The organism is Haemophilus sp. 27098_8_127, assembly GCF_041433495.1.
In the GTDB taxonomy this organism is placed as follows: Bacteria; Pseudomonadota; Gammaproteobacteria; order Enterobacterales; family Pasteurellaceae; genus Haemophilus_D.
On record NZ_JAPWBP010000011.1, the window covers coordinates 15,901 to 29,856 of the forward strand.

Sequence of the window (13,956 nt, forward strand, 5' to 3'; positions counted from 1 at the left end):
ATTGCACAAGTGAAATAAGTTGTTATAATCGCCCGACTTTTAAATCTTATTGGAGAAATCAATGAACCCAATTTCTTATTGGCAACGCCTAAAAGTTGCATTTCAATATGTGATGCCTCAAATCTATATGACACAAGCAGCAGGTTGGTTAGCTAAACAAAAATGGGGCGCAATGACACATTTTGTGATTAAAGCGTTTGCAAAAAAATACAACATTGATATGAGCATTGCTGAAAAAGAAAAATTCAGCGATTACGCCAGTTTTAATGAATTCTTTATCCGTCCATTAAAAGAAAATGCACGACCAATTAACCAAAATCCAACCGCACTTTGCTGCCCTGCGGATGGCCGTGTAAGTGAATGTGGGCACATTGAAGATGACCGCCTATTACAAGCAAAAGGTCACTTCTTCAGCTTAAACGATTTATTAGCGGAAGATAAAGATTTAACCGAGACCTTTAAAAATGGGGAATTCGTCACCACTTATTTATCACCACGTGATTATCACCGTGTGCATATGCCATGTGATGGTACTCTTCGCAAGATGATTTACGTGCCGGGTGATTTATTCTCCGTCAATCCGTTTTTAGCGAAACATGTGCCGAACCTCTTTGCACGTAATGAGCGTGTGATTTGTGTCTTTGATACTGAATTCGGTACTATGGTACAAATCTTAGTGGGTGCAACAATCACTGCGAGTATCGGTACCGTTTGGGCTGGTGTCATTAACCCACCACGTCATAACGAAGTAAAAGTCTGGACTTATGAAGGTGAAAGTGCGGTTAAATTAAGCAAAGGTCAAGAAATGGGTTGGTTCCAACTTGGTTCTACCGTAATTAATTTATTCCAAGCTGGTCAAGTACAAATTGCCGATCATTTAAGTGTTGATGAACCTGTTCGCATGGGTGAAATCTTGGCATTGAAAAAATAGTTTTACAACAAAGGAAAAAACATGACAGCTCAAATTTTTGAACAAGTAAAATTAGAAAGTATTTCTGAAAAAGGCAGCTACGGTATCGGTTTACAAATCGGTCAACAATTAGCAGATAGCCAAATGAATATTTCTGTTGAAGCAGTAGCAAAAGGCATTTTTGATGCGTTAAATCGTAATCAACCAGCATTAGAAATTAATGATTTAATGCATTCTGTTCAAGCGCTTCAACAACAAGCAGCTGAAGCACAACAAGCGCAATTTAAAGCGATTGAAGAAGAAGGTAAAAAATTCTTAGAAGAAAACGCGAAAAAAGCAGGCGTAAACGTGACTGATAGCGGTTTACAATACGAAATTTTAACCGAAGGTAACGGTAACAAACCAGCTGCAACTGATAAAGTACGTGTTCACTACACAGGTACATTACCAGATGGTACCGTATTCGACAGCTCTGTTGCTCGTGGCACACCGGCTGAATTCCCAGTAAATGGCGTAATTCGTGGTTGGGTTGAAGCATTACAAATGATGCCTGTTGGTTCTAAATGGAAACTCACTATTCCACACGAACTGGCTTACGGTGAACGTGGTGCGGGCGCATCTATCCCACCATTCTCACCCCTAGTGTTTGAAGTTGAATTACTCGATATTCTTTAAAAAGAAAAAGTGCGGTTAAAATTAACCGCACTTTTTTATTCTTCTTCGTCTTCGCTATAACGATCATCATCGTCATAATCATAGGTTAAGAGAGCATCCTCATCATAACCCTCTATATCAATCTGAACGCCATTTGAGCCTGCATCAAAACCATTAAACCATGCGGTTCTCAGCTCTTCAGGTACACGTCGGCCACAATAATTAATTCGTTTATTCAATTGAGATTGGCTTTGCGCTTGGAAATCTTTTCCTACACGATAACCATCTAAATACCAGTCATCTTTATCATGACAAACCGTCGTATTTAAACGTTTTACGTGTTTGCTCACTGAAATTGGGCTACGATGTTTTACATAATAGCCCTGCGTACAAGCACTTAATAGCCCAACAGCTAAAACGGTCGCTATTAATCTCATGTTGTCTCCTTTTACTACTTAATGTCGGGCTATCGCCCTTTTTATGGTTTTATAGACCGACAAAATAAAAGGAAGGTTCAGAAAATATGAGAGATCCGATTTCTATTTTAAGCTATAGCACAATCATGTCATCACGATGTAACGCAACAGCCCCGTATTCATAACCAAGAATTTGCTCAATATCTTGGGATTTTTTCCCTTTGATTAATTCCAACGCATCGCTGTTATAACGTGGCATACCGAGTGCAATCACTTTACCTGAGGTATTCTTAATTTTGACGACTTCACCACGTGAGAAACGCCCTTCCACAGCCGTAATTCCTGCAGGCAGTAACGATTTATTCTGTACTAACATGGCATTTTCAGCGCCTTCATCAATCATCAACATGCCCGCTGATGGTGCTGCAAATAACCACTGTTTGCGGCTTTCGAGACGATCTGAGTGATGCGCAATAAATTTAGTGCCAATTGGTTTATCGTAGGCCAAATTCACAATGACATCTGGGCGACTACCTGGCGCAATAATGGTTTCAATACCTGAACGCGTTGCCACATCTGCTGCAATAATTTTTGTACTCATCCCACCAGTACCAAGATTTGTACCGCTACCGCCTGCAATCGAACGAATATGATCAGTAATTTGCTCAACCACAGGAATTAATTTCGCATCTGGATTTTTACGAGGATCGCTTTCGTATAAGCCTTGTTGATCTGTTAATAAATAAAGTTGTTCCGCTTGCACTAAAATCGCAACTAGTGCGGATAAGTTATCGTTATCCCCTACTTTAATTTCAGCTGTCGCCACCGCATCATTCTCGTTGATCACTGGAATAATGTGATTGTCCAACAGCGCATGTAATGTATCGCGCGCATTTAAAAAACGTTCACGATCCTCAATATCGGCACGAGTTAATAAAATTTGTCCAATATGAATATCATAAATCGCAAATAATTTTTCCCAGGCTTGAATCAGTTGACTCTGCCCTACTGCGGCTAGAAGCTGCTTTGACGCAATGGTTGGAGGAAGTTGAGGATGATTTAAATAATGTCGTCCAGCGGCAATCGCCCCTGATGTCACAATCACTACACGAAAACCTGAATGATGAAGTTGTGCGATCTGGCGAACAATATCGACCATGTGAGGTGCATTCAATTTTGGAGAACCATGTGTTAATGTGCTAGTACCAAATTTTACGACGATTGTTTTGCGATTTGCCGACATAGTTTATCCTCAATGAAAAAATAGAAAAGTGCGGTTAAATTAGCACTAAAATTAATAAAAATCACGAAAAATCCAGCCTCATATACAGATTTTGTGAATAGCTATGATATAGTGCAAAAAAAGAAAAATAGGATAGAAAATATGACATTAAGTTTGATCGTTGCGACAACAAAAAATAACGTCATCGGAAAAGATAATCAAATGCCTTGGCACTTACCTGCCGATTTAGCCTGGTTTCGTAAAAATACCACGGGCAAACCGGTAATTATGGGCCGTAAAACCTTTGAAAGCATTGGTCGCCCACTACCGAAACGTACCAATATCGTCCTTTCACGCACCCCTTATGAACATGAAGGTGTCGTCTGGAAAAATAGTTTTGAAAGTGCGGTCGATTTTGTCAAAGAATTTGATGAAATCATGTTAATTGGTGGAGGCGAGCTATTTAAACAATATTTACCTAAAGCAAATAAACTATACCTCACACAAATTCAAGCAGACATTGACGGCGATACGTTCTTTCCAGAAATTAATTGGGCAGAATGGAACATCGAGTTTGAAGAATATCGTCAAGCAGATGCAGATAATCCTTATGATTGTCGTTTTTTAATTTTACAGCGTAAAGCATAAAAAACACATCCAAACCATCCTAAAAAAAGTGCGGTCAAAACCTTAAAAATATTGACCGCACTTTTTTTCCTTCATCATCAAATCAACGATTCATCAAGCCATTTTTTCCTATAAATTCCCTATTTTTTGATCTGAGTCCCCTTTTGAAAACCGGCTTTGTAATATACTGAAATGATTTATTATCATTAGAGGAGAAATATTATGGGCATCTTCAGTGTACCACCAGATCTACCGGTTACTAAAAGCAAAGAGGAGATCGACAAAACTTATCGTTACTGGCGATTACATTTGATGATCACCAGCTATATCGGCTACGCCGTTTTCTATTTTACTCGTAAAAGTTTTAACTTCGTTATGCCTGCCATGCTAACGGACTTAGGGCTACAAAAAGCCGATATCGGGATCATGGGTACTGCGTTTTATCTCACCTATGGTGTATCCAAGTTCTTATCAGGTGTACTTGGTGACCGCTCTAACCCTCGTTACTTTATGGGGATTGGTTTAATGATGACGGGTATCGTCAACATTCTATTCGGCATGAGTTCATCTGTCTTTATGTTTATCACCCTTTGGATGATCAACGCCTTTTTCCAAGGTTGGGGGTGGCCTCCATGTTCAAAAATCCTGAATACTTGGTACTCACGTAATGAACGTGGTTTATGGTGGGCGATCTGGAATACCTCACATAACTTAGGTGGTGCACTCATTCCAATTTTATCTGGTGCAGTTGCCCTTTATTGGGGATGGCGTTACGGTATGATCGTGCCAGGGATTATTGCCTGTGTCATCGGTTTTGCTCTTTGTTTCTTATTACGCGATCGCCCAACTTCAATGGGACTTCCAACAGTCGGTGAATGGCGTAATGATATTGCTGAAAAAGAACATGAAAGTGAAGGTTTAGGTTTATCTAACTGGGAAATTCTTAAAATTTATGTGTTCAAAAACAGCATTATCTGGGCGTTAGCATTTTCTTGGTGTTTTATTTATATCATCCGTACCGGTATCAATGACTGGGGTAACTTATATTTAACAGAAACCCACGGTTATGACTTACTTAAAGCGAACTCCGCCGTTTCTTTCTTTGAAATCGGTGGATTCTTAGGGGCACTTTTTGCGGGATGGGGTTCTGATAAATTCTTCAACGGAAACCGTACCCAAATGAATATCATCTATGTGTTAGGTATTATTTCAACATCCTTAGCATTATGGTTCATCCCAAGCGATAACTATTTTGTGATGTGTGGCTTATTCTTCCTGATGGGATTCTTTATCTTTGGTCCGCAATTCCTTATCGCAATGGCTGCGGCTGAAAACTCCCACAAACATGCTTCAGGTTCTTCTACCGGTTTCGTTAGTCTCTTCGCCTATATCGGTGCGGCAGCGGCAGGGGCCCCATTAGCGTGGATTATTCAATCTCTCCACTGGAACGGATTCTTTGGTAGCTTGTTTATTGTATCTCTTGCTTGTGCATTATTACTCGTTTTCGTGTACTTCTTGCAACGTAAGAAAAATAAACTAAAAGCCTAATCTAAGCATATAAAAATCGGGCTAAAACAATCATTGTTTTAGCCCGATTTCTTTTGTTTTAAATAACCTTTAAAAGATTATTCTAAGCGTTTAGCCATTTCCAACCAATCTGCTTTAAATTCACGACGCATATTGTTGATTGCATCAATAATATCATGGTGAACTAATTTTTCATTTTGAATACCCACACAGTAGCCACCTTTACCTTGTAGCAATATATCTACCGCATATACGCCCATACGTGAAGCTAAAATACGGTCGAAGGCACAAGGCGAACCACCACGTTGAATATGGCCTAATACAGTTGCACGGGTTTCATGGCCTACGCGAGCTTCGATCTCACGAGCAAGAGAATGTACGTCTGTGATTAATTCAGTAATCGCAATAATGGCATGGCGTTTTCCACGAATAATACTGCGTTCAATTTGACGAATTAATTCTTCACGATTAAATTCCACTTCTGATGCCACAATATATTCACAACCACCGGCAATACCTGCAGAAATGGTTAAGTCACTACAGTGACGCCCCATGATTTCCACAATAGAAATACGTTGGTGAGAACTTGAGGTATCACGTAAACGGTCAATGGCATCCACTGCTGTTTGTAGTGCGGTTTCATAACCAATTGTGTAATCTGTACCAGCCACATCGTTATCAATTGTGCCTGGAATACCTACACAAGGGAAACCGTGTTCTTCAGTAAGCAATTTTGCCCCCATGTAAGAACCGTCCCCCCCGATAACAACTAAAGCATCAATACCATGTGAACGTAAAATTTCTGCACATTTTTCACGTACTGCTGGATCTTTAAATTCAGGGAAACGGGCGGAGCCTAAAAATGTACCACCACGGTTAATGATATCGGACACACTATAACGGTTTAACTGTTTGATTTTATTGTTATATAGACCTTGATAACCGTCATAAATCCCAAATACTTCAAGCCCTTCTGCAAGAGCTGCACGAACAACGCCACGGATGGCGGCATTCATACCTGGTGCATCACCACCACTGGTTAATACAGCAATTTTTTTAATCATATTTACCTACTTTGAACTCTAAGAATAATTGGCGTCAAGATTACACCATCCATTATTTCTGCTCTAGAAAAATTTTTAAAATTTACTCGGAATTTGATCTAGTATAAGTTTTAGTGATGGAAAGCACTTTCACATTTCCAAGAAAGATCAGCTTTCTGTAATGTTTTACTTTCTTTCGCCACCAAATACTTTTGTAAATTTTTCACAATTTTTATTTTGTTTAAACGCTGAAACTTCTTACCTTGCTCCACTTTTTGGGAATATTGATATTGCACAAAACCACAATGTGGCACATTTTTGCCCTTAGCAATATCCACTTGCCAAGACGGATTTTGTTCTGTCGGAGCATAAATGACATAACCATTTAACTCAGTAGCGGGCTTTTTCGGATTCGTTGAATTCGCAAGAATTTTGAAATCTGTCACGCCTAAATTACGGTATACCTTCTCACGCAATGCTACGCGTTGCTCAATAGAACGGGATAAATCACGATCAAGCAACACTTCAATTTGAGATTGCCAATTTTCCAAGGTATCAGGCTCTGCAAGATAAACATAACGCACAATCGTATCCAAATCTTGGCTTGCAGTAAGTTTATAAGTTTTGCCGTTGTACTCAATTTTTTCAGGAGTTTGAAGCTGACTCACTTTTGCCGCACAACCTGAGATTAAAAGTGCGGTCAATATAACCAGGATTTTATTCATTGATATCTCGCTTAAATACAAATTCTTTTTCAGTTGAGGATGTCGCATCAAACCAATAACCACCAAGGTCAAACTCTTTCAGTTGTTCAACACGTTCCAAACGATTTTGAATGATAAAACGACACATTAAACCACGGGCTTTTTTCGCATAAAAGCTGACCACTTTGTATTTACCATTCTTATTATCTAAGAAAACAGGCTTCACAATCTGTGCCTCTAATTGGTTTTCTTTCACTGATTTATAGTATTCATCAGAAGCTAAATTGATCAAAATACGATCGCCTTGCTCATCAAGTGCTTGTTGTACGGATTGAGTGATAATGTTGCCCCAAAAAGCATAAAGATCTTTCCCTTTTGGATTCGCTAACTTCGTGCCCATTTCCAAGCGGTAAGGTTGCATTAAATCAAGGGGTTTAAGTAAGCCATATAAGCCAGAAAGCATACGTAAATGGCGTTGTGCGAATTGCACATCTTCATCAGATAAGCTATCCGCATCCAAACCGGTGTAAACATCACCTTTGAATGCCCAAATAGCTGCACGTGAATTTTTTTCGTTGTGAGATTTTGTCCATTCAGCAAAGCGAGCGGCATTTAAGCCCGCAAGTTTATCGCTGATAGACATTAAGGAAGAAAGATCTTGGGGAGATAATTGACGACAGATTTCAATCAGTTGCTCACTATAATCCGTCAAGTGAGGTTGAGAAACAGGAAGATTTCTGACCGCACTTTCAAAATCTAAGGTTTTTGCCGGGGAAATAATGGCTAACATAGGTTCTCCTTTCTAAAACTGAACCGTATCTTAGCACAGGATAGTCTCCTTACTCTACCCCGTTTATGCTATCCGCTTATAGAGCCCATTCTCATTGACGATTAAATCTTGTAACTCCAAATCTAATAACTGCACTAAAAGCAAATCCACCGGCAAATTCAATGCTGCAGATAAATCATCAAGACTTATCGGTGTATAAGTAATATGTTGATAAAGTTCAGGATGACTCGGCTCTACCGTAGGTGTTTTTGCTGTGAGCGGTTTAGCCATCGACTTATTAATTTGCGTATGTACTGGCGGCTGAAACACAATGCGATGATTGAGACTATCTAAAATGTCTTTGACATTTTCCACCAACATCGCCCCTTGCTTAATCAGTTTATGGCAGCCTTGACTGTATTCACTTTGAATATTCCCCGGCAACGCAAAAATGTCGCGGTTTTGTTCTAAGGCATAGCGTGCTGTAATGAGTGAACCGCTTTTCTCTGTGGCCTCAATCACTAACGTTCCTAATGAAAGCCCGCTGATAATGCGATTACGACGAGGAAAATTTTCAGCAATCGGCGCTTGCGTAGGGATAAATTCAGAAACTAATGCCCCGTTATTTTCGATAATTTGCTCGGCTAATCGGCGATGTTTAGCGGGGTAAATGTGATCTAATCCGCTGCCCAATACGGCAATGGTTTGCCCTTGAATATCGACCACCGCCTGATGACTAAATCCATCGATACCTAATGCAAGCCCACTCGTCACCGTCAATCCTGCAAGAGAAAGCTCTGTCGCAAAATATTTTGCCCAATATTCCCCATAAGCGGAGCAATAACGACTTCCAACCATGGCGATTTGCTGTGCTGAAAGTGCGGTCAGATTACCTTTCACAAATAATAAGGGCGGAAAGCCACTAATTTGTTTGAGTAAAAAAGGATAGTCATCTGAAAAACAGTGAATTAAATAATGACCTTCTTTTTCAGTCCAGTTCAAAGCGGGTTCAATAAATTTCATTTCCGGCTGAAACCAACGATGAATCTGCAAAGCATCCCACCCCATTTGTTGAAATGCCACTTCATCATAATTTAACAAGTCTTCTATATTCACATGGGCAAAAATTTGTTGAATCCGCACACTGCCCAATTTGGGCACTTGAGCTAATCGCAACAAAATCAACGTAAAATCGCTCATTTATTCTCTCCTTTAAAAAGAGAATTATGACGAGATTGGTGTCAAAAAATAAAAAGTTTGTCTTAATTCTGCGATTCAGATCGCAAAAAGAGAAAAAATTTTAGAAAAAATCGGCATACCAGAAACAAGGAATAAAACAGGACAAAAACAGCTTCTTAAAAGCCATTTTTAGAGATTAATTCTGATAAAAAACTTATATTAAGAGAAATACACTTTTAAGATTATATTGAGATATTCATTTTAGATATAAATCACTGATAAATGATTTGACAGCAACATTTTTATCCGTAATATGGACAGCGTTTTACAGAATTTTTTACAGGATTATCTTTTTATGTACCAAGCGGTTTCTTTATCTCTCAACCTCCTGCTCTCACATTCTTTGTGCGGCTAAGTTGTGGATAAAAAATACCTTTATGTAAAAAAATCTATTATCAACCCGCACTTTTAAGATTGCGGGTTTTTTCGTTTTAAAATCACGGTAAAAATGACCGCACTTTGAGTGATAAAAGAAGGAAAACATTATGACAGATCGCGTTATTATTTTTGATACCACCTTGCGTGATGGCGAACAAGCGTTAAAAGCAAGCTTAACCGTTAAAGAGAAATTACAGATTGCTTTAGCCCTTGAACGTCTCGGCGTGGATGTGATGGAAGTCGGTTTCCCGGTTTCTTCTCAAGGTGATTTTGAATCCGTTCAAACCATTGCACGCCATATCAAAAATAGTCGTGTTGCGGCACTTTCCCGTGCAGTAATTAAAGATATTGATGCTGCGGCTGAAGCCTTAAAAGTGGCAGAAGCGTTTCGTATCCATACATTTATTGCAGTTTCAGCATTACACGTTGAAGCCAAATTAAAACGTACCTTTGACGATGTCGTTGAAATGGCGGTGGCAGCAGTAAAACATGCACGTAATTATACTGACGATGTAGAATTTTCTTGCGAAGATGCAGGCCGTACCGGTATCGACAATATTTGTCGTATTGTTGAAGCGGCAATTAATGCAGGTGCAACAACTGTAAATATTCCTGACACTGTTGGTTTCTGCTTACCTAATCAATTCGGCAATATTATTGCTGAAGTACGTAACCGCGTACCAAATATCGATAAAGCTGTGATTTCCGTACATTGCCACAATGACTTGGGTATGGCAACGGCTAACTCCTTAACCGCAGTACAAAACGGTGCACGCCAAATTGAATGTACTATCAACGGCATTGGTGAACGTGCGGGTAATACCTCACTTGAAGAAGTGGTAATGGCAATGAAAGTTCGTCAAGAATTCATGGGCGTGGATACACGTATCAACACACAAGAAATCCACCGTGTCAGCCAAATGGTGAGTCAACTTTGTAACATGCCAATCCAACCGAATAAAGCGATTGTAGGTTCAAATGCTTTCGCACATTCATCCGGTATTCACCAAGATGGTATGTTAAAAAACCAAAATACCTACGAAATCATGTCACCAGAAACTATTGGCTTGAAGAAAGAGAAATTGAACTTAACCGCCCGTTCTGGTCGCGCAGCAGTAAAAGGCCACATGGCGGATATGGGCTACACCGAACAAGATTACGATTTAGACAAATTGTATGAAGCCTTCTTAAAATTGGCAGACAAAAAAGGCCAAGTATTCGATTATGACTTAGAAGCTTTAGCGTTCATTGATATGCAACAAGGGGATGAAGATCGTTTAGTGTTAGATAAACTTTCTGCACATTCCACTAAAGAGTATCCAGCAACTGCATTTGTTCAAGTGGAATTAGATGGTAAAAAATTAAGCACCTCTTCTATCGGTGGTAATGGTCCGGTTGATGCTGTTTACAATGCTATCTTGAATTTAACCGGCTTAGATATCAAAATGTCGCACTATAACTTAACTGCAAAAGGCGAAGGTGCTGAAGCCTTAGGTCAGGTGGATATCGTGGTTGAACACGAAGGCCGTAAATTCCATGGCGTTGGTTTAGCGACAGACATCGTTGAATCTTCCGCACTTGCTTTAGTTCATGCAATTAATGCTATTTATCGTGCGCATAAAGTCGCCGATATTAAAAGCCACAAACATCATTAATTGATTAAGTCCCCCTCTTTATAAAAGAGGGGTTAGGGGAGATTTGGCAGAAGTAACATCAACCTCTGCAGTGAATTTTATATCGTAAAAATCTCCCCCCAGCCCCTCTTTACAAAAGAGGGGAGAAAATTAACCGCACTTTGGTGTGACTGAAATAGGAAAAACAATATGCAATCATACAACATCGCTGTTCTACCGGGAGACGGTATTGGTCCAGAAGTGATGGCTGAAGCCATTAAAGTATTAAACAAAGTCCAAGAAAAATTCGGTTTTAAACTTAACTTCAATGAATTTTATGTAGGTGGCGCTGCAATTGATCATTGTGGTTGCCCATTACCGGCAGAAACCTTAAAAGGTTGCGATGAGGCTGATGCGATTTTGTTTGGCTCTGTTGGCGGCCCTAAATGGACAAATTTACCACCGGATCAACAACCAGAACGCGGTGCATTATTACCATTGCGTAAACATTTCAAATTATTCTGTAATCTTCGTCCTGCAACCCTTTATAAAGGGCTCGAAAAATTCTGTCCATTACGTGCAGATATTGCGGCAAAAGGCTTTGATATGGTGGTTGTGCGTGAATTAACGGGCGGGATTTATTTCGGTCAGCCTAAAGGGCGTGAAGGCGAAGGTGCACAAACCAAAGCATTCGATACCGAAGTTTATTACAAATATGAAATCGAACGCATTGCTCGTGCGGCTTTTGATGCGGCAATGAAACGTCGTAAACACGTGACTTCTGTGGATAAAGCTAACGTACTACAAGCTTCAATCTTATGGCGTGAAACCGTGACTGAAGTGGCGAAAGACTACCCTGAAGTCACTTTAGATCACATTTATATCGACAACGCGACCATGCAATTAATCAAAGCGCCTGAGTCTTTCGATGTGCTCCTCTGCTCTAACATTTTCGGCGATATTATTTCTGATGAAGCGGCAATGATCACAGGTTCTATGGGGATGTTGCCATCTGCTAGCTTAAACGAAGAAGGTTTCGGTTTATATGAACCGGCTGGCGGTTCCGCACCAGATATCGCAGGCAAAGGCATTGCCAACCCAATCGCACAAATTCTTTCTGCCGCGATGATGTTGCGTTACAGCTTCAACTTAAATGATGCGGCTGATGCGATTGAAAATGCAGTACAAAAAGTCTTAGCAAATGGTCACCGTACGGGTGATTTAGCCGATGATTCTGCCCCAGTTTCAACTGCGGAAATGGGTACGTTAATCGCTAACGCAATCTAATAAAAAACAATTAAAGTGCGGTTTAAAAACACTCACAAAAAGCAACGCTTTTTGAACGTTGCCTCTGCCAACGGCTCCGAAGGAGCGAGTAAATCTTCAGGATTTACGAGTAATAATTTGACCGCACTTACTACTCTAACGAATTGAGAAAAATTATGGCAAAAACTCTTTACGAAAAATTATTCGATGCCCACGTGGTATACGAAGCTGAAGGCGAAACGCCGATTTTGTATATTAACCGTCATTTAATCCATGAAGTAACCAGCCCACAAGCCTTTGATGGTTTACGTGTGGCAGGCCGCCAAGTACGTCAAGTCAGTAAAACTTTCGGTACCATGGATCACAGTATTTCTACCCAAGTACGTGATGTAAATAAACTTGAAGGCCAAGCAAAAATTCAAGTATTGGAACTTGAAAAAAACACGAAAGCAACTGGTATTCAATTATTCGATATGACGACCAAAGAACAAGGTATCGTACATGTGATGGGGCCTGAACAAGGCTTAACCTTACCGGGCATGACTATCGTTTGTGGTGACTCTCATACTGCCACTCACGGTGCGTTCGGTGCTTTGGCATTTGGTATTGGTACATCTGAAGTCGAACACGTATTAGCCACACAAACCTTAAAACAAGCTCGCGCAAAAAATATGAAAATTGAAGTGCGTGGCAAAGTGGCACCAGGCATTACCGCAAAAGACATTATTCTTGCCATCATCGGTAAAACAACCATGGCGGGCGGTACAGGCCATGTGGTGGAATTCTGCGGTGAAGCCATTCGTGATCTTTCTATGGAAGGCCGTATGACCGTTTGTAATATGGCGATTGAAATGGGCGCGAAAGCCGGCTTAATCGCACCAGATGAAACCACTTTCGAATACTTAAAAGGCCGTCCACATGCACCGAAAGGTAAAGATTGGGATGATGCAGTTGCTTATTGGAAAACCTTAAAATCCGATGATGATGCGAAATTTGACACGGTCATCACGTTAGAAGCCAAAGATATTGCACCACAGGTAACTTGGGGAACAAACCCAGGCCAAGTAATCGGTATCGATCAGCCTGTGCCAAACCCAGCAGAAATGGCCGATCCGGTGACTCGTGCTTCAGCAGAAAAAGCCTTAAATTATATTGGCTTAGACGCTAACACTGATTTAAAAGATATCCCTGTAGATCAAGTATTTATCGGTTCTTGTACCAATGCTCGTATCGAAGATTTACGTGCGGCAGCGGCTGTGATGAAAGGTCGCAAAAAAGCCGATAACGTAAAACGTATTTTAGTCGTGCCAGGTTCTGGTTTAGTGAAAGAACAAGCGGAAAAAGAAGGCTTGGATAAAATCTTTATCGAAGCGGGCGCTGAATGGCGTAATCCAGGCTGTTCAATGTGCTTAGGGATGAACGATGACCGTTTAGGTGAATGGGAACGCTGTGCTTCTACATCAAACCGTAACTTTGAAGGTCGCCAAGGCCGTAATGGGCGTACCCATTTAGTAAGTCCTGCGATGGCAGCGGCAGCGGGAATGTTCGGTAAATTCGTTGATATTCGTGACGTAACATTAAACTAAGG

The 13,956-nt window shown here is 40.4% G+C and carries 13 protein-coding genes; 7 read left to right on the forward strand and 6 right to left on the reverse strand.

Going from position 1 to position 13,956, the window contains the following annotated elements; genetic code table 11:
- Positions 1-61 precede the first annotated feature (61 nt).
- Both asd and O3746_RS09655 read left to right on the forward strand, forming a co-directional pair.
- The gene (gene asd / locus O3746_RS09650) at positions 62-931 is read left to right on the forward strand and encodes an archaetidylserine decarboxylase (protein WP_371448868.1); all 870 of its coding nucleotides are present in this window, start codon (positions 62-64) and stop codon (positions 929-931) included.
- 21 nt (positions 932-952) lie between these two features.
- Positions 953-1,585 carry an FKBP-type peptidyl-prolyl cis-trans isomerase gene (locus O3746_RS09655; protein ID WP_197560988.1) on the forward strand — a complete coding sequence of 211 codons (633 nt, stop codon included), beginning with the start codon at positions 953-955 and terminating at the stop codon, positions 1,583-1,585.
- A gap of 35 nt (positions 1,586-1,620) precedes the next feature.
- On the opposite strand, the gene O3746_RS09660 is transcribed toward O3746_RS09655, so the two are convergent.
- On the reverse strand, positions 1,621-2,001 hold the full coding sequence (locus tag O3746_RS09660) for a hypothetical protein (RefSeq protein ID WP_005696814.1): 381 nt from the start codon (positions 1,999-2,001) through the stop codon (positions 1,621-1,623).
- Positions 2,002-2,113: 112 nt separating this feature from the next.
- Positions 2,114-3,223, reverse strand: a complete 1,110-nt coding sequence (proB, locus tag O3746_RS09665) for a glutamate 5-kinase (RefSeq protein ID WP_371448871.1) — start codon at positions 3,221-3,223, stop codon at positions 2,114-2,116.
- 141 nt (positions 3,224-3,364) lie between these two features.
- Here proB and folA point away from each other — a divergent pair, with 141 nt between their 5' ends.
- Both folA and uhpC read left to right on the forward strand, forming a co-directional pair.
- Positions 3,365-3,850: a type 3 dihydrofolate reductase gene (gene folA, locus O3746_RS09670; RefSeq protein ID WP_371448874.1), complete on the forward strand. Its 486-nt coding sequence runs from the start codon at positions 3,365-3,367 to the stop codon at positions 3,848-3,850.
- 201 nt (positions 3,851-4,051) lie between these two features.
- Entirely contained in the window at positions 4,052-5,377 is a 1,326-nt protein-coding gene (uhpC, locus tag O3746_RS09675) for an MFS transporter family glucose-6-phosphate receptor UhpC (RefSeq protein ID WP_070775635.1), read from the forward strand.
- Between the two features lie 77 nt (positions 5,378-5,454).
- Here uhpC and pfkA read toward each other — a convergent pair whose 3' ends face one another.
- From pfkA to dprA, 4 genes are all read right to left on the reverse strand, one after another.
- A complete protein-coding gene (pfkA, locus tag O3746_RS09680; protein ID WP_049365629.1) occupies positions 5,455-6,420 on the reverse strand; it encodes a 6-phosphofructokinase in 966 nt (321 codons plus the stop codon).
- 110 nt (positions 6,421-6,530) lie between these two features.
- Positions 6,531-7,124 carry a hypothetical protein gene (locus O3746_RS09685; RefSeq protein WP_302482122.1) on the reverse strand — a complete coding sequence of 198 codons (594 nt, stop codon included), beginning with the start codon at positions 7,122-7,124 and terminating at the stop codon, positions 6,531-6,533.
- Positions 7,117-7,893, reverse strand: coding sequence for a peroxide stress protein YaaA (gene yaaA / locus O3746_RS09690; RefSeq protein ID WP_049384740.1), 777 nt, complete (start codon positions 7,891-7,893; stop codon positions 7,117-7,119). Before yaaA ends, O3746_RS09685 begins: the two co-directional genes overlap by 8 nt.
- Positions 7,894-7,956: 63 nt before the next feature.
- The gene (dprA, locus tag O3746_RS09695) at positions 7,957-9,072 is read right to left on the reverse strand and encodes a DNA-processing protein DprA (RefSeq protein WP_371448878.1); all 1,116 of its coding nucleotides are present in this window, start codon (positions 9,070-9,072) and stop codon (positions 7,957-7,959) included.
- Between the two features lie 524 nt (positions 9,073-9,596).
- On the opposite strand from dprA, the gene leuA reads away from it, so the two are divergent.
- The 3 genes from leuA (at position 9,597) to leuC (ending at position 13,954) form a co-directional block, all read left to right on the forward strand.
- On the forward strand, positions 9,597-11,144 hold the full coding sequence (leuA, locus tag O3746_RS09700; RefSeq protein WP_005696823.1) for a 2-isopropylmalate synthase: 1,548 nt from the start codon (positions 9,597-9,599) through the stop codon (positions 11,142-11,144).
- A 168-nt stretch (positions 11,145-11,312) separates the two neighbouring features.
- Positions 11,313-12,389 carry a 3-isopropylmalate dehydrogenase gene (leuB, locus tag O3746_RS09705; protein WP_014064804.1) on the forward strand — a complete coding sequence of 359 codons (1,077 nt, stop codon included), beginning with the start codon at positions 11,313-11,315 and terminating at the stop codon, positions 12,387-12,389.
- A gap of 155 nt (positions 12,390-12,544) precedes the next feature.
- Positions 12,545-13,954, forward strand: coding sequence for a 3-isopropylmalate dehydratase large subunit (leuC, locus tag O3746_RS09710; RefSeq protein ID WP_371448881.1), 1,410 nt, complete (start codon positions 12,545-12,547; stop codon positions 13,952-13,954).
- Positions 13,955-13,956: the final 2 nt, after the last annotated feature.

Bases quoted from the DNA above. Each gene is read 5' to 3' on its own strand.
- asd (WP_371448868.1), top strand. From the start codon at position 62: ATGAACCCAATTTCTTATTGGCAACGCCTAAAAGTTGCATTTCAATAT.
- O3746_RS09655 (WP_197560988.1), top strand. From the start codon at position 953: ATGACAGCTCAAATTTTTGAACAAGTAAAATTAGAAAGTATTTCTGAA.
- O3746_RS09660 (WP_005696814.1), bottom strand. From the start codon at position 2,001: ATGAGATTAATAGCGACCGTTTTAGCTGTTGGGCTATTAAGTGCTTGT.
- proB (WP_371448871.1), bottom strand. From the start codon at position 3,223: ATGTCGGCAAATCGCAAAACAATCGTCGTAAAATTTGGTACTAGCACA.
- folA (WP_371448874.1), top strand. From the start codon at position 3,365: ATGACATTAAGTTTGATCGTTGCGACAACAAAAAATAACGTCATCGGA.
- uhpC (WP_070775635.1), top strand. From the start codon at position 4,052: ATGGGCATCTTCAGTGTACCACCAGATCTACCGGTTACTAAAAGCAAA.
- pfkA (WP_049365629.1), bottom strand. From the start codon at position 6,420: ATGATTAAAAAAATTGCTGTATTAACCAGTGGTGGTGATGCACCAGGT.
- O3746_RS09685 (WP_302482122.1), bottom strand. From the start codon at position 7,124: ATGAATAAAATCCTGGTTATATTGACCGCACTTTTAATCTCAGGTTGT.
- yaaA (WP_049384740.1), bottom strand. From the start codon at position 7,893: ATGTTAGCCATTATTTCCCCGGCAAAAACCTTAGATTTTGAAAGTGCG.
- dprA (WP_371448878.1), bottom strand. From the start codon at position 9,072: ATGAGCGATTTTACGTTGATTTTGTTGCGATTAGCTCAAGTGCCCAAA.
- leuA (WP_005696823.1), top strand. From the start codon at position 9,597: ATGACAGATCGCGTTATTATTTTTGATACCACCTTGCGTGATGGCGAA.
- leuB (WP_014064804.1), top strand. From the start codon at position 11,313: ATGCAATCATACAACATCGCTGTTCTACCGGGAGACGGTATTGGTCCA.
- leuC (WP_371448881.1), top strand. From the start codon at position 12,545: ATGGCAAAAACTCTTTACGAAAAATTATTCGATGCCCACGTGGTATAC.